The sequence below is a fragment of the Deefgea sp. CFH1-16 genome (assembly GCF_016881365.1).
Classification (GTDB): Bacteria; Pseudomonadota; Gammaproteobacteria; order Burkholderiales; family Chitinibacteraceae; genus Deefgea.
Window position 1 is genome coordinate 2,362,166 of sequence record NZ_WLYT01000001.1, and the last position, 20,738, is coordinate 2,382,903.

Sequence of the window (20,738 nt, forward strand, 5' to 3'; positions counted from 1 at the left end):
GTCGCCGCAGCGTGGCAAAGCCCTATTTTACGACTTATCAACGACAAAAGCGGCGTATTAAGCCGCTTTATTGATCAATCTGGCTGCGGGCGGCTGCGGTTGGCGATTTGGGCTTGCTGCTTGCCGCGATCATCGCGGTTTCACTTTGAGCGTTGCCAGTGGCTTAGACGCCTTGCCATACAACTTTTATACGGGGTATATCAATGACCCTTAACAACTTCACCAGCTTTAAGGCGATACGTCGTGCCACAGTATGGGCATTGGGCGGTGCCAGTTTTGCTAACATCGAGAAACACGCGAGGATGCGAATTCCAGCTGCTCATTTCTGGCATTGGGCAATGCAGTGGCAAGTCTTTAGCCAGTACTTCGATGTCTTTTTGCGATTCTTTAACGCTCATAGTTGAACTCCGAATGAGGATTTTGTAGGGGTTAGCTCGCTGCATTGTATCTAAAAAAACGCCGAGACTCATCGGCTGTCAGCCATCGTGCAGCGGATGCGGTTAGAGCGGCGTTGTTCTTAGCGGTGGGTCTGCGGCAAAAAACCGTCAACCCACCCAACGGTGTTTATCAGCAGGCAGTGAGCCAATCGGCATGGTGGCTGTTACGGCCTTGAACGATATCAAAATAACGCTTTTGGATTTCAGTGGTGATCGGGCCACGGCTACCGCAACCAATGGTGCGGTTATCGAGTTCACGAATCGGCGTGACTTCGGCAGCCGTACCGGTAAAGAATGCTTCGTCACAGATATACACTTCATCGCGGGTGATGCGTTTTTCGATGACTTGCAGGCCCATCTCAGTGGCGATTTGGAAAATCGTATTGCGGGTAATCCCGTCCAAGCACGAGGTCAAATCTGGGGTGTACAGCTTGCCAGCACGCACGACGAAAATATTTTCGCCCGAGCCTTCAGCGACAAAACCATCCACGTCGAGCAATAGCGCTTCGTCGTAACCATCGGCCGCAGCTTCATCGTGCGCCATGATTGAATTCATGTAATTGCCGTTGGCTTTGGCTTTACACATCGTCACATTCACGTGGTGGGCGTGAAAAGCTCGACGTTTTAACGCGAATGCCTTTGGCCAAACCATCTTCACCCAAATACGCACCCCAAGGCCAAGCGGCAACGATAATGTGCACGTCTTTTTTTGGCGGCGCGATGCCGAGTTTTTCTGAGCCGTAAAACGCCATTGGGCGCATATAGCCCGATTTTAAGCCGTTTTCTTTAATCACCGCGATGTGCGCGGCGTTAATTTCTTCGCGGGTAAACGGCAAAGTCATATTCAGAATTTTGGCCGAATTAAACAGGCGATTAGTGTGATCTTGCAGGCGGAAGATCGCAGGGCCGGTACTGGTTTCGTAAGCGCGAACGCCTTCAAAAACGCCCATGCCGTAATGCAAAGTGTGGGTCAGCACATGGGTCGTGGCTTCGCGCCAAGGTACCATTTTGCCGTCATACCAAATAACGCCGTCGCGATCTGCCATTGACATCGATGCTCTCCTGCCTGAGTTCTGGGTTTCTAATAAAGACGGTGATTGTAACTTAAAAATAGGGGATTCTGCGTAGCGCCGTACACAGAGTTACACGCTGCTGGGGTATGTGTAAGATTTGTGATTTAAACCCCCGTTTTTTGCGGTGGCAATAGGCTGCTATTTGCATTAATGCCGTGGCTGCCGCGCGCGTTGGGTCACTGCAGTCAGGTCGAATTTACGGTGCTGGGTTCGGGTTTATTGCAGTGTTAAACGCGCTTGTTCTAATTTTTGCCCAGCAAGCGTGTATTGAATAATGGCGACGCTGCCAGCGAGTGCCGCAAAATCGCCCTGAGTACTGAGTTGATTGCCCCCGCTCGGTGTAAGTGCAACTCGGCGTTGTTGTTGCTGGTTTTGTAAAATCACCACCGCACTAGCGCCGCTGGTTTTGATTGGGCGGCCGTCGTGATCTTTGAGATGCAGCGTGAGTGAGTCAGGGCGGTAACTGAGTTCCAGTTGATGGCCTGCGGCAGATTCTTTGACTGTGCCGCCGTGTTCGGCTTGAATCGGGATATCGCTGTGTGCATAGAGATTGCTGCAAGCTAACAGCAGGGTAAAAAGCAGGGATTTATTCATGGTCATGATTCTTGTTGGTGGTGGCGAAGAAGGCATGCTTGAGATGAAGCAACATGCCCAAGTCTCGCGGTGGTGAAGTTTAACGATTGTTTTCGCAAAAATTATGGAAGTTTTCTGCGGTGAGTTCGAGATCATTGTCGATTAATACTTTGCTGGGGCGTACACATTGTTTTTGTTTTACGCACCATGAATAGCCTTCTTCACCCACGCAGCCATGATTGTCTTTGGCCAGTTGGGTGCGCTCGGTTGTCGCGCTGGCGCTGGCCAAACCGGCAACAAGCAGGAATCCCAAACCGAGGAGTCCGTATTTTTTAGTAGTGAATTTCATGGGTATACCTCGCTATGCGTTTATTTATAGGCTTTAAAGCTAGATACCTAATTAGATTGGCTGACTTGCTTATTGCTGGTGCTGGCTAGTTTTCGGTGTGGAATTACCTTTTGGGTTTAGCTTAGCTTATTTTGTCAGCGATTGCCAGCCTAGGGGCGGTCAATACGGGTAATAGCTTAGCGAATAAGCCGAGCCAGCGATAAAATTTGTGATTGGGCTTTGCGCTTTGCGCGGTGCATCGTACCTTGTCGCAAGCTGACTTAGAATGACGATGTGGCGCTGACTACGCTTTGCTTCACCGCGAAAATTGCGTAAGCAGTAGCGGAAAACCAAACCTCAACAAACCCTCGGTGATCTTTACTCGTTTTATCGGGCCAGACCGAGTAAAATGCGGCCTTCACCGCCCATACGATGATGTGTATGTGGCGGTTGTTTTTTTGATACTTGGAGTGGGTCTATGTCTGAAGCTATTGCAGTTGCTCTTGTTGGGGCTGATACCCCTGCATCTCAAGCATTTTTAGATGTATTGGGTGAAATGCCATTGGCTTTGACCGCACTGTATCCTTTGTCGGATGATGAAGACGCTGTCTCGGTTGAATTGCGCCATCAAAGCTTGCCGATGATTGACGTTGCTAGTTTTGATTGGAAAAAAGCCGACGCGGTGGTGTTTATTGGCGCGCCGGAATTAGCTAAACGTTATGCCCAAGCGGCGTGTGATGCCGGTGCGGCGGTGATTGATTTAACAGGTGCCACCGCCAGCAAATCGGGTAAGCCGCAGCGCGGCCAAATTGTGGGTTTGCCGCATGTGTTGACGTCAATGATGTCAGCGCCATTGGCGGCATTGCAAGCCGTGGGCGCGATTGATTTTGCTGGCGCAACAGCGATGTTGTCGGTATCTGAGGACGGCCAAGCGGCGATTGAAGCGCTGTCGATGCAAACGCGGCAATTGTTTGCGCAGCAAGAAGTGGAGCTGGCTGGTTACCCTAAGCGTTTGGCGTTTAATTTATTACCAACGGCCGATTGTGGTGAAGAAGCGCGAATTAGTGCCGAACTGATTGCCGTAGGTACGCCAGTAAACTGCATTACCGTGAGCCGTGTACCGGTGTTTTTTGGTCATGCAGTCAGCATCAATGTGTTGATGCATGACGTGGTAACGCTGGCGCAAGTTGAGGCGGCGATTCAAGCTTCGCCAGCGCTGTATTACCTCAAAGCCGACGGCGCCGCCGGCATTGCGACGCCGCAAGACGCGATTGGTGGCGACAAAGTGTGGCTCAATCAACTGCAAGTGGCGGCTGATGGTCGTTCAGTACAAATGTGGTTGGTGGCCGATAATGCGCGCTTGCCAGCGCGTGCTGCAGTGTTGCTATTGGCTTTGCTGTAACGCGGTTTTGCGGCTTGGTCGTGAAGCGAGAAGTGCAGGCAAAAGTTTCCGTGCATCGTTGCTTCGCCTTGTCGTACGTGTGTACTGTCTGCGGCCTTGCGCCTTGCGCGAAAAATTTTGCTCAGTTACTTAGCCGCTGACTTGCCGAAAAAATGCCGTTCATCTTACGATTGAACGGCATTTTTTATGGCTTCAATACTGCGCTTGCGCTGGGCTTATTCTTTTTCGAACCAAGCAATATACTTTCCACATGTGCGGTATGTGGGAACATATTAATCACACCGGCGTTTTTGAGTGTGTAGCCTTTGACATTGACCAAAATATCCGCGTCGCGCGCCAAGGTAGCTGGGCTGCATGAGACATAAACAATGCGTTTTGGGCCGTGCTCAACACTGATTGACTGGCATAAAGCCATCGCGCCATCACGTGGTGGATCGATCAGCATTTTGTCAAAGCGACCGAGCTTATCGAGCCATTCTTCGGTCATTTCAAATAAGTTAGCGATTTCGTAGCTAGTGAGGTGATCGAGTTGATTGTGGATCGCACCTTCTAGCGCGCGTTCAACCAATTGCGTACTGCCTTCCATACCCAGTACTTTGGCACCGCTACGCGCAATTGGTAGCGTGAAATTGCCTAAACCACAGAACATATCGGCAATGATTTCACCCGGTTGCGGATCGAGTAAACTCATTGCGCGCGCCACCATAACGCGATTAATTGCATAATTGACTTGGGTAAATTCAGTCGGTTTGAACGGCATTTCGATGCCAAATTCAGGCAGTGAATACGTCAGTGCTGGCGCATCCAATGGATAGAGCGGATAGGCTGAATCTGGGCCTTTCGGTTGCAACCAGATTTGCACTTGCCAGCGGTCGGCATAGGCTTTAAACAAAGCCAAATCCGCGTCGTTAATGTCGGTCATCACGCGAAACACCAGCACGGTGACGTTCTCGCCGACAGCCAGCTCGATTTGCGGCATGTCGTTGACAATCGATAGCGCGCTGATTAATTCACGCAGCGGCAATAATTGATCGGACATGGATTTGGGTAACACATGGCATTCACGCATATCGGCGATAAAGCCAGAGCGGCGCTCATGAAAGCCAACTAAGACTTGTTCTTTTTTTGCCACATAGCGGGCTGAGAGTCGGCCGCGTGAGCGATAACCCCAAGCTTGACCATAAATGGCGGGCAGCATCGATTCGGCGCTGACCTTGCCAATACGGCGTAAATTGGTCTTCGAGAATGCGCTGTTTGGCAGCCACCTGTGCGCCAAATTCCATATGTTGCATCGAACACCCACCGCAAACACCAAAGTGTGGACATTTGGGCTTAACGCGCATAAAGCTGTCATTATGAATGGTAATTGCTTGCGCGTTTTCAAAGCTTGGCTTTTTGCGATAACTACTAAACGTAATCGTCTCAAAAGGTAAGCCACCATCAATAAAAATGGTTTTACCTTCGTAGCGCGCTACGCCATGGCCTTCATGGTCAAGCGATTCAACTGTGGCAGTGGGGTTGGTTTTGGGTGCAGATGGATTCATGACGAACTAATTCAATTAGACAGTTGCATAGTATAACGCAGTCAATGCTGCGCTTGGTGCTGAGTCATACTCGGCGTGATTTTTGCTCAATATTTAGGTTGGCAATGCAATTGACGCAACTCGAATCGGTATTAAATTTACCCGCTTTATTAGAAGCTGAATCTTGGGATCAATTTGCCGCGACGCTGGTTGGCGCGGTGCGAGATTCATTTTCAGCCAAGCGTGCATATTTGATTTTGCCCAGTGACGGCGCTGAGAGCGTGGCGATTTATGCCGAGGCGGTGATCGGCCAGCGGCCTTTGGCGTTTTCTGAGCCACAGCAAGCGAAGGGCTTTTTTGGCGTGCCAGTCGATGAGTTGACTTGGCAAATGCGCGAACCGGCGGTGTCGATTCGTCCGGTTAGCTATCAAATGCAAGAAATATGGGACGTGGCTGATGAAGAAGCCGTTGCATTATCGCGCTTGATCTTGCCATTAATGAGTGGCAATAAGCTGCAAGCATTGCTTTATGTTGAGCTAAGTGATGTGGGCTTATTACAAACGTATTTAGATACCGCCTCATTTCGCATTGAATGCGAGGCTTTGGCCGAGATGCTGCAAGGGCGGGTGGCGGCATTATTGTATGGTCACAATTTAGAGCGTGACGAAATGACGCAGCGTTTGCAGCAAAGCTTGCAACGCGCCGAAGAATATCGTGAGTTATTGCAAAAACTGCATCAAGTCACGCTGCGCCTCACTCAAACCACACATTTAGATGATTTGTATCGGCAGGTGGTCATCGCCGCCATTGGTGATTTTGGGATTGATCGGGCGGCTTTATTTACCGCTGATTTGCAAACCAATGAAATGTGCGGCACCTATGGCACTGATAATAATGGTGAACTGTGTAATGAAGCGTGGTATCGCAGCCCAACGCCACAGCATCAGATTTTTCGTGATGCATTAGCGCAGCCGGGCGAAGTGATGGTGAAAGAAGACGCGGCGATTTATTACAATAAAGTGGTGGTTGGTCGGGGTTGGAATTCTTTAGTGGCACTGTATGCCGACAACACTTTACTTGGTTGGATGGCGGCGGATAATTTTTTGCATCGTCGCAGCTTGATGCCGTATCAGCGCGAAGTAATGAAGTTGTTTGCGGCGATTGTGTCGCAATTGATTCGCGCCAAACAAGTGCAAGAAGAGCTGCGTCAAGCCAATGAGCGGCTGTTATTACAAAGTGATTCTTTGGCCGTGGCGCGTGATGCGGCAGAAGCGGCCAACCGCGCCAAGTCGAATTTTTTGGCGACGATGAGCCATGAAATTCGCACGCCGCTCAATGGGATTTTGGGCTTTGTGCAGTTACTCGGTAATACTCCACTGAATGCCGAGCAGGCCGAATATGTGACCAATGTGCATAAATCGGGCGATTCATTGGTGTTGCTGGTGAATGATTTACTCGATTTTTCTAAAATTGAAGCCGGTAAACTCGAGCTGATCAAAGCGCCATTTGAATTGGCGCTGGTCATCGAAGAAGCGGCTGCCGTTTTGGCATCGCGTGCCGTTGAGGCACGACTCGATGTGCTGCTCGATATTGATCCTCAGCTGCCCGCTTGGTATTTTGGCGATGCTTTACGCTTAAAGCAGGTGTTGATTAATTTAATCTCCAATGCGATTAAATTCACCGAGCATGGCTTTGTGCGCATTGCGGCGTATTGCGATCAACAGCAGATTTGCATCGCGGTGCAAGACAGCGGCATCGGCATCGACACCGCCAGTGCTAATCAATTATTTCAACGTTTTTACCAAGCCGAATCGGGCTCAACCCGGCGCTTTAGTGGCACGGGCTTGGGATTGGCGATTTCTAAATCTTTGCTGGCCTTGATGGATGGCGATATACAGTTGCGCTCGGTGTTGGGGCAAGGGTCTGAATTTATCGTTAGCTTGCCACTGCAGCACTTGGCCAAACCGCGTGAGTTCGCCAACTATCATTTACACGGCAAAACGGTGCTCTGGTTGGGCAAAGCCGACGGTGTGGCGCGTACGGTATTGCCGTGCTTGGCGCGAGCTGGAGTTCGTTTACTCACCACGCCGCCAGAGTCGATGGAGCGCGTTGATTTATTGATGGTTGAAGAGGTGCAACTGCTGCAGTTGTGGCCTGAGTTACCGAGTTTATTACTGGGTTGGCAAATGCCCGATGTCGCGCTACGTCCGCAGCAGGCATTTTTGTGCAAAGTGGCATTGGCCGAGCACACGGTATTGCGAACGGTGGCAGAATTATTGCATTGTGTTGAGGTATCTGCTGCCAGCCCAGTGAATACACTTGCTACGGTGCAATACCGTGGCAAAGTACTCGTGGCAGAAGACAATAAAATTAATCAGCGCGTCGTGGAGGCTTTTTTAGCCAAATTGGGCTGTCAGGTGGTGCTGGCCGAAAATGGCCGTGAAGCGCTATTGGCTGCCGATGCTGAAAACTTTGATTTGGTGTTAATGGATTGGCAAATGCCAGAAATGGATGGCTTGGCAGCAACACGGATTTTACGCAGCCAAGCGCATACTCGCGCTTTGCCGATTATTGCGCTTACTGCCAATGCTTTTGAGCACAGTGAAAACGAATGTTTGGCGGCCGGCATGGATGGCTTTTTAGCCAAGCCGCTGAACTTAATTAAATTACAACACATTGTGGCGCAATATTTGCCAGCTGCGGAGTGAGGTGTCGGCTAAGCGGCGGGTGGATTGAATGATCAATCCACCAAGGTATCAGCGTTGTTTAGTTATCTTCGGCTTCACACAATAATGCCGCTTGCACCACTTGGCGGTTCAGGTGCGGGGCAAACAGCTCAATGAACTCGTAGCCATAGCCACGTAAATAAGCGTCTTTGCGTACCCCAATATGGGTGGTCGAGGGCTCAAATAAATGGCTCACATCGATCGACGTGAGTTGAGTATCTCGCTCTGGCTCATACGCCATGCTGGCCAATATGCCGATACCCAAGCCTAAAGCCACATATGTTTTAATCACATCCGAATCAATCGCGGTCAGCACAATATTTGGAATCAGGTGCTTTAATTCAAATGCGCGGTTAATTTTAGAGCGCCCGGCAAAGGCAAAGTCATAGGTAATTAAAGGCCAAGCGGCAATATCCTCTAGCGTGACTGGCCGCTGCAATGTCGTTAAAGGATGGCCATTGGGAACGACCACAATGCGATTCCACGAATAGCAATCCAGTGTGGCCAGCTCTGGGTAATGATCAATCCCTTCGGTGGCAATCGCAATATCGGCACTGCCATCGACGACCATTTCTGAGATTTGAGTTGGATTGCCTTGCTTGAGCGAGAGGCGCACTTTGGGGTAACGCTGCATAAAGGTTTGAATGGTTTTAGGCAGTGCGTAGCGCGCTTGGGTGTGGGTGGTAGCAATAATTAAGCTGCCGCCTTCAACGTTTACAAATTCTTCGCCAATTCGTTTTAGATTGCGCGATTGCATCAAAATACGCTCAGCAATGCGCAAAATTTCACGCCCCGGTGCGGTGATATCGACCACGCGTTTGCCGTTGCGAATAAAAATCTGCACGCCAAGTTCGTCTTCCAGCAAGCGGATTTGCTTGGAAATTCCCGGTTGCGAGGTATGCAGTTTTTCCGCCGCTTCTGAAACATTGAGCCCTTGCTTTGCGACTTCGACCAAATAACGGAGTTGTTGTAATTTCATAGCGTAGGACTCGTGAAAGAATTGACTGAGAATTTTTGGTTCTAAAATCCTAACATATTTGTCTAAGGTGTTATAAGTATAATTGCTATGATGCAAGGCTAAATCAATACCGCCAAGCCAGTTGGCCTTAGGATGCAAGATGGATGTTGGAGTTTTAGGCTTTGTCATTGCGGGTTTAGTCGTCGGTTTTATTGTAGGGATGACTGGCGTTGGCGGTGGTTCTTTAATGACGCCGATATTGTTATGGTTTGGTATTCCTCCCGCTGCGGCGGTGGGCACTGATTTGCTTTATGCCTCGATCACCAAGGCTGGTGGTGTTTATGTGCATCAAAAAAATAACAATATTGATTGGTCGATTACCGGTTATTTGTCTTTAGGTAGCGTACCCGCTGCGGCTTTGACTTTGCTGGTGCTGCATTATCTTCATACCGACACCAAAACATTAAATGCCGTCATTAAGCATGGCTTGGGCGTGGCTTTATTGTTTACCGCCGTGGCGATTGTGTTTAAGCAGCAAATCATCGCCTTGGCGCAGCGCCATGCCGGTGATCGATTCAAAATGAGCGGTGCCCGTTTAAATTTATTGACAGTACTGACAGGGGTGATGCTAGGGGCGATTGTGACCCTAACCTCGATTGGTGCTGGTGCTTTAGGCACAGTGGCGTTATTTCTTTTGTATCCATTAATGACCACTAAACGCTTAGTTGGCACTGAAATCGCCCATGCGGTCCCGCTGACTTTAGTCGCAGGCTTAGGGCATGCCAGTATGGGCAATATGGATTGGGGTTTATTGGCGTATTTATTAATGGGCTCTTTGCCGGGTATTTATTTGGGCAGTCATTTATCTGGCGTTATTTCTGATCGTGTTTTGCGGCCTTGCTTGGCCACCATGCTGGTATTTATTGGCTACAAACTGATATTTTAATTTTGGGGTTTATTATGGATTTTTCGCAAAAACTAGCCGAGACCATCACTTTATTAGAACGGATTGCGGCTGAATATAGTCCAGCTACATTTGCCAATTCTTTTGGCGCTGAAGATATGGTGATTACGCATTTATTAGCCAAGCAGCAAATTGCTGTGAGTCTCTTTAGTCTCGATACCGGCCGTTTACCCAGCGAAACGTATACCTTGATGCAAAAAGTGGCTGAGCAATATCCATCGCACCCAATTACTGTGTATTTCCCACAAACAGCGGCGGTTGAGCAGTATGTGAATAGCAATGGCATCAATGCATTTTATAACTCAGTTGAATTGAGAAAATCGTGCTGCCATATTCGCAAAATTGAACCTTTACAACGCGCTTTGCAAGGCAAAAAAGCCTGGATTACCGGTTTACGCCGCGAGCAATCGCCAACACGCACGGATTTAGCCCAGCAAGAGTTTGATGCGGGTAATGGATTGGAGAAATTTAATCCTTTACTTGAATGGACTGAAAAAGAAGTCTGGGCTTTTATTCGTGACCATCAAATCCCTTATAACGCGCTACACGATCAGCACGTGCCTTCAATTGGCTGTGCGCCTTGTACTCGGCCGATTGCGATGGGGGAGGATGTTCGAGCCGGACGCTGGTGGTGGGAAAACCCAGAACATAAAGAATGTGGTTTGCACGTAAAAGACAATGCCGTGAGCCTGCTCAAATAAGGGGTTGCAGATCAACCTATAAAGTAGGGCTTAAATTTTTACATACCTATTTATTTGTTTGAAAACAAACGCCCGACTTATCGGGCGTTTTTCTTGTCTGGTGTAATTGACAAGTTAGGCCGCTCTCTCTAAATTGGTATGCTTAATTCGGCGTGTTCGTAAATTAAATGTAATGTTAAAGGCGCAATTTAATTAATGTGCTGAACGAGTTTAATAGAAAAAAATATCAAGTGGTCTGCAAGTTCTAAGCTAATTCGCTCTTTTGGGGAGGGCGGCTTAGTTAATTCAACTCATATAGGATAAGAAAAATGAGCTCTATTCAGTATTTAATCGGCGTGGATGGCGGTGGTACGGGAACACGGATTTGTATCGCAGGTTTGGATGGCGTGGAAAAAGTTCGTGCTCAAGCGGGTCCTTCTGCGTTAGGGCAGGGCATCGAAAAAGCTTGGCACAATATTACCCAAGCGATTGTAGAAGGCTTTAAAGCCATCGGCGTGAATGAGCCAGACTTTGCGCAGTGCGCCGTTGGTTTTGGATTGTCAGGGGTTACGGTTAAAGCATGGGCCGACGCGTTTGCCAGTCAAAACCCAGGCTTTGCCAAAGTGGTGATTGAAACTGATGGCTACTCTACATTATTGGGGGCACATAATGGCCTGCATGGCGGCATTATTGCGATTGGAACTGGCTCGATTGGTGAGGCTTGGCTCAGTGATGGCACCCGTTTAGAAGTGGGCGGTTGGGGCTTTCCAACTTCAGATGAAGGCTCTGGCGCTTATTTAGGTTTAAAAGCGATTAACCATGTGCAGCGCCTAATGGATGGTCGTCGTCCGATGACGGCATTTGGGCAAAAACTATTGTCGATTACTGGCAATACCCGTGAACAAGTGTTCGCATGGATGGGCACAATGAAGCAAAGCGAATGCGCTTCTTTGTCGCCGATTGTGCTGGAGTTTGCCGATAGTGATGAATTTGCCAAAGCATTTGTCTTGGATGCCGGTCGCGAGATTGAAAATATCGCCAGCGCATTGCGTGCCACGGCACCTCAATTACCGATTGCGATTTGTGGCGGTGGTTTATCCGAAGCATTGCGCCCGTATATGCCAAGTGAGTTTTTAGCCAGCACATCACGGGCGCAAAAAGACTCATGTGCCGGTGCTTTAATCTTAATTGCGCGTGAATTTAAGTAATTCAGGAGTAGGGGATGCAAAATCAGAACAAGCTTTTGGTGCTCAAGCCCGATAGTGATAGTGCAACACCATTGTATTTGCAGTTTGGGCATAAGCTTGCCGCCGCGATTCATGCTGGATTTTGGAAAGCGGATGATCCCCTGCCTTCGGAGCGTACCTTTTGTGATGTGCTGGGCATTTCACGTGTCACCGCCCGTAAAGCACTCGATTTATTACTCGAGCAAGGCTTAATTATTCGTCGCCAAGGTTCTGGCACCTATATCACGCCTAAATTAGAGCAGCCACTCACTCGGTTGACTAATTTGTCGGAAATGCTCAAGCAGCGTGGCTTTCGGCCGTCATCCAAATGGCTCAAGCGTGAGCTGGCTTTAGCTGGATCAGAAGAATTGCTCAGACTTAATCTCACGCCCAATAGCCGTGTGGTGCATTTGGAACGCTTACGTTTTGCTAATGATGTAGTGATGGCGGTTGAATATACCGCTTTGCCTTATCACTATGTGCCAGAGCCAGAGCGCATTGGTGAGTCTTTATATGAATATATGCGAGAGGCCAATCTGACTGTGGTGCGCGCGATTCAAAATATTGGCGCAGTGAATGCCACTGAAGCATTGGCGCAACTCACCGGTGTACCCACTGGCACCGCGATGTTGCATCTCACGCGAGTTGGCTATTTAGAAGACGGCACGGCGATTGAGCTCACGCATTCATGGTTTCGTAGTGATTATTATGATTTTGTCGTGGAGTTATATCGCTAAAAACGCGTCACACCGGTTTTTAAAATGGCGTACGGCGCAGGTCGATACGCCATTTTTGTTGCGAGGTGTTGCGGCGATGGTACAAAAAATTACATTGGTAAATTTACACATTGCGACTTAATTTTGCCTGAACTTTGAGTAGAGGAATGTAATTTTGCGTGCTATTTGTCAGTAAGAATGTATTTTTTAACCAAGAAATACCCAAAATATACGGGATTTCCTACATTTTTTAGATTTTGCTTACGCGATATTTCCTTGTTTTGTAGCGCTTTTTCGAAAAACGAATGACGGCTAAATGTAGTCTTTAAAAAGCATTAGGGCTTTTGCCTACAGATTTTTCTTGTTGTGTTGATCTCACCGTTTTTGCCGTTGGATCAACGTCGATCCATAACGCGAAGTGGTGTCCTGACGCTCTAGTGGCGAGAATGTTCACTCATCATGCGAATTACGGTAATCTAGATTCCGTAGTGTGATCGCAGTGGCTTACGAAACTAATTCGAGTCACCGAGTGATCAAGATGGCTTGATGAAATTAAAAGTATGCAAAACGTTCATATCGAGCGTAATGCGTGAAAAGAAATTCTTTGATGTCACTTGACTTGAGATCGCCCTGAAATTTTTTTTGGTTTACTTGTTGTTGATTTGAGCCCTTTTCCTGCGACCTTGTGTTGCTCGTATTCAATGTTAAATGTTAGGAGTTGTTATGAACTTTAAACGTTCCGTTCTTGTTGGTGCAGCACTTTTCGCTGCTTCTGTTGTTACAGCTCAAGCTGCGACTAAAGTTGAATTCTGGTCTCACTCTTTGGCTCCAACTTACGATGCATACCACAAAGAAGTTGTTGCTAAATTCAACAGCTTGGACAATGGTATCGTATTGACTCAAAAGGATTTGGGTTGGGGCGCAATGAAGCCAGCTATCGTTGCTGCTGTTGCTGAAGGTAACGTACCAGGATTGGCATTGGTGCCAACAAACTGGATGGCTGAAATGTCGGGGAAATTGTTGACGCCAGTTGACGGCATCATCAACAAAGCGCAATACACTAACGCTGCTTTGGCTAACGCCACTGTTGACGGCAAAATCTACGGCTTCCCATCTTATCAAGTTACTGCCGTAATGGTATTTAACAAAGAGATGATGGCTAAAGCGGGTGTTAAGCCAGAATTCAAGTCTTTGGACGACGTATTTGCTGCAGCTAAGAAAATCAAAGCTACAACTGGCAAACCAGGTTGGGCTTCTAAACTTCAAGACGGCTTCACTGGCTGGTTCATGTTTGAAGGTTTGCCTTTGATGGCTAACGGTAAAGCGGCATTCAATAGCCCTAAACACGTCGCTTTGGTACAAAAATTTGCTGATGCATACAAAGAAGGCACCATCGTTAAAGATGTGAACCTTGACTTTGACAAGCAAATTGCTGGTTTCGCAAATGGCAACTTCGCAATGTTCGCTGAAGGCGGCCACGCAGTTAAGAAAATTAAAGATGCTAACCCAGCAGCTTACAAAGCAGCTGACGTGACTAGCTTCCCATTGGGCGATAACGGCAAATTGGCATTTGGTGGTTGGACTACAATGTACGTAGTGCCAAAAGGCCAAAAAGACATGAAAGCTGTTGGTGTTGTGGGTAACTTCATCACTGGCGAATGGGCTCAAGAGCAATTTGCTAAAGCATCTTACACTTTTGCATCAACTAAGTTGGCTAATGCTGCCGCTTCTAAAGATCCAGCTTTGAATGACATGACTGACCCAGGCAAGAAAGCATTCAAGATGGGTGGCATGGTAATCGATAAAACTCGTCACTTCATGATCAAAGATTTGCCAGCAGGTGCTGACGAAGCTGCTTTGGAAAAAGTGATGAACGACAAGATCGATGCTGCGATCCAAGGTCGTATCCCAGCTAAGCAAGCTTTGGATGAGGCTGTTGCTGCTTGGAATGCTCAATTCACTAAATGATATTTAGTTAATTAAAGAAAAGCGGTAATGCATTATGCATTACCGCTTTTTTTTGTGCGCCGCAAAATTAAATTTAAATGATTAATTATACTTTACTAATGAAGTAAATAATCGTGCACCAAAATGTTGCAGTATTATAAAAAATGCCCTGTTGTTGCGATGTCTATTTTTTGTAGTTTGTACTATAGATTTTCTAGTTACATTTGACTTGTTTAAAAAAATACAATGCAAATGTGCAAAATTTGCATTGCTTAAGTTATAATCTCTGCTCTTAATATCACCTGGGTTTGGTTAATATCAAGTCACAAAATGTGTGGATTGAGTTATTATCTACCTTGTCTGTAACGCACTGAAGAGTCGAAACGTGAAAAACTCCAATTTGTTAGCCTATTTATTCTTGGCACCTGCCTTGATCTTTATGGGTATATTTGTTTTTTGGCCTGTGGGTTTTAACACCTATTTGGCTTTTCATGACTATGAGATTGCAGGAGGAGCAACAACTTGGAATAACTTTGCCAATTTCAAGCACATCTGGGAAGATGAATTATTTCGTCAGGCTGTAAAAAATTCTTTGTTTTTCTTATTGGTTGTACCGCCAATTCAATTGTTTTCTTTACTAATTGCTAAATTAGTAAACAATAAATTACCAGGTATGACATTCTTTCGTGCGGTTTACTACATTCCTGTAATTACTGCGATTTCAATTGCTGGTGTGGTTTGGTCTTTTGTACTGAATTACGCAGGTATGTTGAATGCGATTACATCATCAATTGCACATCTTTTCCATTTCATACCGTCGACAGAAATGATTCAAACCGATTGGTTGGGTAATCCAAGCATCGCAATGTATTCAATTATGTTATTCACTTTCTGGAAAGGTTTGGGCTACTACATGGTGCTTTACCTTGCTGGTTTGCAAGGCATTCCAAGTGAAGTAGAAGAAGCCGCTATTTTGGATGGTGCAAATGCGTGGGATCGATTCTGGAAGATTACAGTGCCAATGATGAAACCAACGATCTTGCTGTGTACGATGCTGTCTACGATTGGTGCACTTAAAGTGTTCCAAGAAGTGGTGGTTTTGACGTCGGGTAAGGCTGAAACATATACCGCCCTGTTTTATGTTTATGATCAGGCGTTTAAAAACTTCAACTTCGGCGTATCGGCTGCTGCTGGCTTGGTTGTTACATTCTTTTGTGTATTGCTGGCCGCTCTTCAATTCCGCTTCTTTGGCGAAAAACAATAAGAACATAGAGGAGAGTTGTTTATGTTTAAAAATAAAGCCGTTCGCAAAGCATTAGGCCTAAGTGCACATTACAGTGGCTTAATATTATTTGCCTTTTTTACCGTGTTTCCTTTGTTGTGGGCATTGGCATTTGCGCTTTCACAAGATGGTACAACAGCCTATCGATTCCCTACTGGCTTTATGCCAACCACGGATGATGGTAGTGGGAACTATTCATTTGGCATGACGCTGATTTGGTTTCAGCGCGTCTTTACTGAAATCCCATTTGGAACATACTTCTTTAATTCGGTCGTTATTTCTGGCTTTTCAGTGATCTTTACTGCAATTATTTCATTATTGGCCGCATATCCATTAGCTCGAATGAAGTTTTTCGGTCGCAATGTGATTTTTATGGCAATTATTGGCACCTTGATGTTGCCTGGTGAAGCTGCTTTTGTGACGAACTTCATCACCGTTTCTAAGTTCGGTAATTGGATGAATGAAGTGCAAGCGTTGCTTGGCAGCCCTGATGAAACCTGGAAACGCTTAGTTGGTGTCAATAGCTACTTTGCCGTTATTGCTCCTGGTGTTGCTGGTGCATTTGGTATCTTCTTGATGAAACAAGCATTTGAAGCGGTTCCGCAAGATTTGATCGATGCCGCACGTGTTGACGGTGCAACGGAGATGCAAATTTTGTGGCGCGTAATGTTGCCTGTAACTGTACCGTCGCTTGCCGCGCTGAGTATTTTTACTTTGGTGAATTCATGGAATGACTTCATTTGGCCGTCGATTATTATGCGCTCGAAAGAAATGCAGCCATTGGCAGTTGGTGTATTTAATGATTTGACCGGTCCATTAGCGGGTTCGCAAAATACCCTGATGGCAGCCATTGTATTGACTGTTATCCCTGTATTGATTTTCTTTGCCTTCACGCAGCGCTACTTTATCTCTGGTATGGATGGCGCAGTTAAATAAGATGCTCTTGTATTGGCGCTTTACAAAATACCCAATTCAGAATTAAGGAATATTAAAAATGGCTAGCATTACTCTTAAAAATATTAAAAAGAACTACACCAAAGACGTTTGTGTGATCAAGGGTGTTGATTTAGAGATTAAAGACGGCGAATTCGTAGTATTTGTTGGTCCATCAGGCTGCGGTAAGTCAACGATGATGCGTATGATTGCAGGCTTGGAAGAGATCACTGCAGGCGAGTTGTATATCGGTGACACATTGGCGAATGACTTGCACGCATCAAAACGCGGTATCGCGATGGTGTTCCAGTCTTACGCTTTGTATCCGCACATGAGCGTGTATGACAATATGGCTTTTGCTTTGAAGCTAGCTGGCACGCCGAAACCAGAAATCGATCAACGCGTTAAAAAAGCCGCAGACATTTTGCAAATGACGCATTTGCTGGAACGTAAGCCAAAAGCTTTGTCAGGTGGTCAGCGTCAGCGTGTGGCAATTGGTCGGGCGATTGTGCGTAATCCAAAAGTATTCTTGTTGGATGAGCCATTGTCGAACTTGGATGCATCACTGCGTTTGAATATGCGTGTTGAATTGTCAAAACTGCACCAAGAACTCAAAACCACCATGCTGTATGTAACGCATGACCAAGTGGAAGCAATGACTTTGGCGGATCGTATTGTGGTGTTTAATGCCGGTATCATTCAGCAAGTGGGTAGCCCGCTTGAAATGTATGAAAACCCATCGAACTTATTTGTGGCTAGCTTTTTGGGCTCACCAAAAATGAACTTGTTTGAAGCGCAATTGGTTGGCGTTGAGCAAGATGCCGCTGTAGTTCGCTTGCCAAAAGGCATTACTGCTCGCGCAGCGGTACATCCAGGTAGCGCCAAAGTGGGCGATAAAGTGACTTTGGGGATTCGTCCAGAGCACATTGAATTGGCCGACGAAAGCGTTGCCGGTTCAATCCCAGCTAAAGTGGATTTGGTTGAACATTTGGGCGATACCGTTTTGGCTTATATTGAAATTCCAGGCGTGAATGAAATCATTTGCATGAAATTGCCAGCACATATGACCGGCCTGAAGTTTGGCGACATGGTGCGCATTGTGTTCCCAGAGAAGCACAGCATGTTGTTTGATGCTGAAGGCTTGGCATTTAAACGCAATCGTTAAGCTTGCCGGTATAAAAAAACCCGCAATGTAGATTGCGGGTTTTTTTTTATGCTCAATGCCGTTGATAACGGTTTGAAAATAATTACTGCGCCGGGCTCGGTGATTGGCGATGAATCGCTTCAATTTCGGCCAATAAGCTGTCACTTAATGTGAGTTGCGTGCTGGCAATATTTTCAGCGAGCTGCGCCATCGTGGTAGCACCAATAATGGTACTGGCCACATACCAACGGCTTTGCAGCCAAGCCAAGGCCATTTGCGCGGGACAGATTTGATGACGCTCGGCCAAAGCGGTAAAGGCGGCAATCGCGGTGGGCACTTGTGGTTTTAAATAGCGCTGACCAAAATTGGCAAAGCGCGTCATTCGACCATCCGCCTTCGCGTCGTGCAGATATTTGCCACTGAGTAAACCAAAAGCCAGTGGGCTATACGCCAACAAACTCACTTGTTCACGATGGCAAACTTCAGCCAAACCATAGTCATACGTGCGGTTGATTAGATTGTAAACATTCTGAATCGTCGCAATTCGCGGTAATTGATATTGTTCGGCCAGACGCGTGAAGGCCATCACGCCCCACGGCGTTTCATTAGAAACGCCGACATAACGGACCTTGCCCTGATCGACTAATTCTTTGAGCGCGGCTAATTGCGCGTGTAACTCAGGTGCATCGGTATATTCTTGGCTAGGCTCGTAATAAGTTTGCCCAAACATTGGCACATGCCGCGCCGGCCAGTGCAATTGATACAGGTCGATATAGTCGGTATTGAGCCGCAGCAAGCTGGCATCACAGGCTGCAAGGATATGCCCCCGTGTGAGTTGTGGGCCACCGCGTATCCACTCCATGCCGCGATTGGGACCGGCCACTTTGGTGGCGACAATCAATTGATCGCGGCGCTGCTGTTTTAGCCAAGAGCCAACATAAGACTCGGTTAAGCCTTGGGTTTTGGCATTGGCTGGCACCGGATACATCTCGGCGGTATCAATAAAATTAATCCCGTGCGAGAGCGCAAAATCCAGCTGAGCATGCGCTTGGCTTTCGGTATTTTGCTCACCAAACGTCATCGTACCTAAGCATAGGCTCGACACGGTTAAATCCGTGCCGGGTAAAGTTTTCATCTGCATAGGATTATTTCGCTGCCGAAAAAGCGCTAACGCTATAACCTGCGGCGCGTAATTTGGCGATTAAACCGTCTTTGCCAGGTAATTGGCCGGCGTTAATACCGACAAAAGAATCGCCTTTCTCAAACGGGATTTTTAAGCGCTCAACAATGATTTTATTGCGTTGATTCAATGTCTCGTTGCGCCATTGGCGATACCAAGCACGGTCAGCTTCGGGGAGCGCTAATGCTTCGATTTGCAATAGTTTTTGGATTTGATTTAAATCTTGTTTTAAATAAGCCGCAACAATTTGTTTGTAATTTTGCTCCAGCTTGGCTTCATTTTTAATCAGCGTTTTTAACAAAGGAATTTGTTTTGCTGCTGGAAATCGCTTGAAATGGCGCTAATTGCTGTTCAACGCTTTCAACCCCAAAATATTTGCGGCCATTTTCCATTGAATATTTGAGTAAACGATCATCCATCGGAATTAAATCTTTGGCTGGGCGCGGCGAAAGCAACATCATAATCGCGGCCCACGGCTTTAATTTGGCCGTTACCGATGCAGGATAGCCACGGCTTTCAATTAAAGGTAATAATTTAGCATAATCGGCCGCGCCTAAAGTTTGCGCTAAGCTCGGTTTTTCATCCAACATCGTGCGCGCCATATCCACCACTGAATTAATATCATTATGAAATTCAGTGCCAATGTATTTGGCACCACCGAGTGCAGCCATGGTTGCAGGCGTAAATTCGGCAGTTTGACCATCGGTAGTTTGAATGGTGGCTAATAACCAAGAAGAGGGGGTATTGGCTTTGTCAATTTTCCATAAAATGGCTTGTTTTTCGCCTTGGTCGGCCAATGCCGGTGGTGCCACAGTAAAACTAAGTGCGGTCATTGCGGCAAATAATGATGAGCTGAATCGAGCAAGCATTAGAGCGAACCTAGTAAAAAAAGATAGATTCTTAGTATATCGCCGTGCTGCTTATTACGCTATTTCATCAGTGATTTAATGGCTTTCTAAGTATTGTTCGGCATGTAATTGGCCATTTTTTGATTCGCGCAGGCTTAGGTTCCATTGCGCAATCGCGGGGCTGAGTTGTGCTGTATCTTCGATAGATTTAATTTTCTCGATCAAGGTGTTGGCAAAAATCCCCAGTAATGTTTTTGAACTATCAATCATCAATTGCTTAATCGCATTTAAACGCTCGATGTCTAACGGTATTGCTGTGGCTTTAGCACTGTTTTCAGTAATGCAAATGACATGGTTGGCAGCAGAGTTTTGCGGCGTCAATAAAGGAGTGGCATTTGCGTCGCGAATTAAATCTAATTGAAGTAATTGCTGAATCAATTGATCAAGTTCAATTGTCGGAAGTAATTGATTGAGTTGGGCGTAGCTTTTTTTGCCATCGATCAGAATCAGCGCTTGTCTTTGTTTGCTCAATAGTCCGTGCTGGCGCGTCGCAATTTCGTTTTCGCCTGTCGCTGTTTTGCAGTAAATGGCATTAAGTTTAGTAGTGGCGCTGCACGGCATGGTCGTCAACTTGTTTGGCGATAAATGCTCGCAGCATAATAACAATGTGTTTCATCAATAAGACGATTTGCTTTTTGTTGGTGTCAGTTTTGTTGGGTGAGCTGCGCTATGGTTGCATTAGCAGATCGTGGATTTCGATCTGAAGTAGGGTGTTTTATTATTTCACCATAATATCAA

At 46.7% G+C, this 20,738-nt stretch carries 20 protein-coding genes and 1 pseudogene; 10 read left to right on the forward strand and 11 right to left on the reverse strand.

Annotation, left to right across the window (positions count from 1 at the left end):
* Nucleotides 1–200: 200 nt before the first annotated feature.
* From GKO28_RS12890 to GKO28_RS12905, 4 genes and pseudogenes are all read right to left on the reverse strand, one after another.
* Nucleotides 201–398: a zinc-finger domain-containing protein gene (locus GKO28_RS12890; protein ID WP_182076528.1), complete on the reverse strand. Its 198-nt coding sequence runs from the start codon at nt 396–398 to the stop codon at nt 201–203.
* A 169-nt stretch (nt 399–567) separates the two neighbouring features.
* Nucleotides 568–1,489: pseudogene (locus GKO28_RS22920) on the reverse strand (branched-chain amino acid transaminase).
* A gap of 237 nt (nt 1,490–1,726) precedes the next feature.
* Complete coding sequence (locus tag GKO28_RS12900) at nt 1,727–2,104, reverse strand: hypothetical protein (RefSeq protein ID WP_182076529.1); 378 nt, start codon at nt 2,102–2,104, stop codon at nt 1,727–1,729.
* Nucleotides 2,105–2,183: 79 nt separating this feature from the next.
* Nucleotides 2,184–2,432: a hypothetical protein gene (locus GKO28_RS12905; RefSeq protein ID WP_173533408.1), complete on the reverse strand. Its 249-nt coding sequence runs from the start codon at nt 2,430–2,432 to the stop codon at nt 2,184–2,186.
* Nucleotides 2,433–2,889: 457 nt separating this feature from the next.
* Between GKO28_RS12905 and GKO28_RS12910 the strand changes: the two genes are divergently transcribed.
* The gene (locus GKO28_RS12910) at nt 2,890–3,813 is read left to right on the forward strand and encodes an Asd/ArgC dimerization domain-containing protein (RefSeq protein ID WP_173533409.1); all 924 of its coding nucleotides are present in this window, start codon (nt 2,890–2,892) and stop codon (nt 3,811–3,813) included.
* Nucleotides 3,814–3,997: 184 nt separating this feature from the next.
* On the opposite strand, the gene GKO28_RS22335 is transcribed toward GKO28_RS12910, so the two are convergent.
* Nucleotides 3,998–4,945, reverse strand: a complete 948-nt coding sequence (locus tag GKO28_RS22335) for a hypothetical protein (protein ID WP_307839015.1) — start codon at nt 4,943–4,945, stop codon at nt 3,998–4,000.
* Nucleotides 4,908–5,357 (reverse strand): TRAM domain-containing protein, encoded by a 450-nt coding sequence (locus GKO28_RS20145; RefSeq protein WP_247646540.1) that lies wholly within the window; start codon nt 5,355–5,357, stop codon nt 4,908–4,910. The genes GKO28_RS22335 and GKO28_RS20145 overlap by 38 nt, the downstream gene beginning before the upstream one ends.
* A gap of 104 nt (nt 5,358–5,461) precedes the next feature.
* Here GKO28_RS20145 and GKO28_RS12920 point away from each other — a divergent pair, with 104 nt between their 5' ends.
* The gene (locus GKO28_RS12920) at nt 5,462–8,044 is read left to right on the forward strand and encodes an ATP-binding protein (protein WP_182076530.1); all 2,583 of its coding nucleotides are present in this window, start codon (nt 5,462–5,464) and stop codon (nt 8,042–8,044) included.
* A 58-nt stretch (nt 8,045–8,102) separates the two neighbouring features.
* Here GKO28_RS12920 and cysB read toward each other — a convergent pair whose 3' ends face one another.
* Entirely contained in the window at nt 8,103–9,041 is a 939-nt protein-coding gene (gene cysB / locus GKO28_RS12925) for an HTH-type transcriptional regulator CysB (RefSeq protein WP_182076531.1), read from the reverse strand.
* A 139-nt stretch (nt 9,042–9,180) separates the two neighbouring features.
* Between cysB and GKO28_RS12930 the strand changes: the two genes are divergently transcribed.
* The 8 genes from GKO28_RS12930 to GKO28_RS12965 all read left to right on the forward strand — a co-directional run bounded on the left by GKO28_RS12930 (nt 9,181) and on the right by GKO28_RS12965 (nt 17,933).
* Entirely contained in the window at nt 9,181–9,966 is a 786-nt protein-coding gene (locus GKO28_RS12930) for a sulfite exporter TauE/SafE family protein (RefSeq protein ID WP_182076532.1), read from the forward strand.
* Nucleotides 9,967–9,980: 14 nt separating this feature from the next.
* A complete protein-coding gene (locus GKO28_RS12935; RefSeq protein WP_182076533.1) occupies nt 9,981–10,685 on the forward strand; it encodes a phosphoadenylyl-sulfate reductase in 705 nt (234 codons plus the stop codon).
* A 308-nt stretch (nt 10,686–10,993) separates the two neighbouring features.
* Entirely contained in the window at nt 10,994–11,872 is an 879-nt protein-coding gene (locus GKO28_RS12940) for a BadF/BadG/BcrA/BcrD ATPase family protein (RefSeq protein WP_182076534.1), read from the forward strand.
* Nucleotides 11,873–11,886: 14 nt separating this feature from the next.
* Complete coding sequence (locus GKO28_RS12945) at nt 11,887–12,627, forward strand: GntR family transcriptional regulator (protein ID WP_182076535.1); 741 nt, start codon at nt 11,887–11,889, stop codon at nt 12,625–12,627.
* A 702-nt stretch (nt 12,628–13,329) separates the two neighbouring features.
* The gene (locus GKO28_RS12950; protein ID WP_182076536.1) at nt 13,330–14,574 is read left to right on the forward strand and encodes an ABC transporter substrate-binding protein; all 1,245 of its coding nucleotides are present in this window, start codon (nt 13,330–13,332) and stop codon (nt 14,572–14,574) included.
* Between the two features lie 364 nt (nt 14,575–14,938).
* Nucleotides 14,939–15,817, forward strand: a complete 879-nt coding sequence (locus GKO28_RS12955) for a sugar ABC transporter permease (RefSeq protein ID WP_307839016.1) — start codon at nt 14,939–14,941, stop codon at nt 15,815–15,817.
* A gap of 21 nt (nt 15,818–15,838) precedes the next feature.
* Nucleotides 15,839–16,771: a carbohydrate ABC transporter permease gene (locus GKO28_RS12960; RefSeq protein WP_182076537.1), complete on the forward strand. Its 933-nt coding sequence runs from the start codon at nt 15,839–15,841 to the stop codon at nt 16,769–16,771.
* A 58-nt stretch (nt 16,772–16,829) separates the two neighbouring features.
* Entirely contained in the window at nt 16,830–17,933 is a 1,104-nt protein-coding gene (locus GKO28_RS12965) for an ABC transporter ATP-binding protein (RefSeq protein WP_182076538.1), read from the forward strand.
* 82 nt (nt 17,934–18,015) lie between these two features.
* Here GKO28_RS12965 and GKO28_RS12970 read toward each other — a convergent pair whose 3' ends face one another.
* The 4 genes from GKO28_RS12970 to GKO28_RS12985 all read right to left on the reverse strand — a co-directional run bounded on the left by GKO28_RS12970 (nt 18,016) and on the right by GKO28_RS12985 (nt 20,561).
* On the reverse strand, nt 18,016–19,053 hold the full coding sequence (locus GKO28_RS12970; protein WP_182076539.1) for an NADP(H)-dependent aldo-keto reductase: 1,038 nt from the start codon (nt 19,051–19,053) through the stop codon (nt 18,016–18,018).
* Nucleotides 19,054–19,057: 4 nt separating this feature from the next.
* On the reverse strand, nt 19,058–19,393 hold the full coding sequence (locus GKO28_RS12975; protein ID WP_182076540.1) for a TraB/GumN family protein: 336 nt from the start codon (nt 19,391–19,393) through the stop codon (nt 19,058–19,060).
* Complete coding sequence (locus GKO28_RS12980) at nt 19,374–19,961, reverse strand: TraB/GumN family protein (protein ID WP_203564141.1); 588 nt, start codon at nt 19,959–19,961, stop codon at nt 19,374–19,376. The genes GKO28_RS12975 and GKO28_RS12980 overlap by 20 nt, the downstream gene beginning before the upstream one ends.
* A gap of 75 nt (nt 19,962–20,036) precedes the next feature.
* Entirely contained in the window at nt 20,037–20,561 is a 525-nt protein-coding gene (locus tag GKO28_RS12985) for a hypothetical protein (protein ID WP_182076542.1), read from the reverse strand.
* Nucleotides 20,562–20,738: the final 177 nt, after the last annotated feature.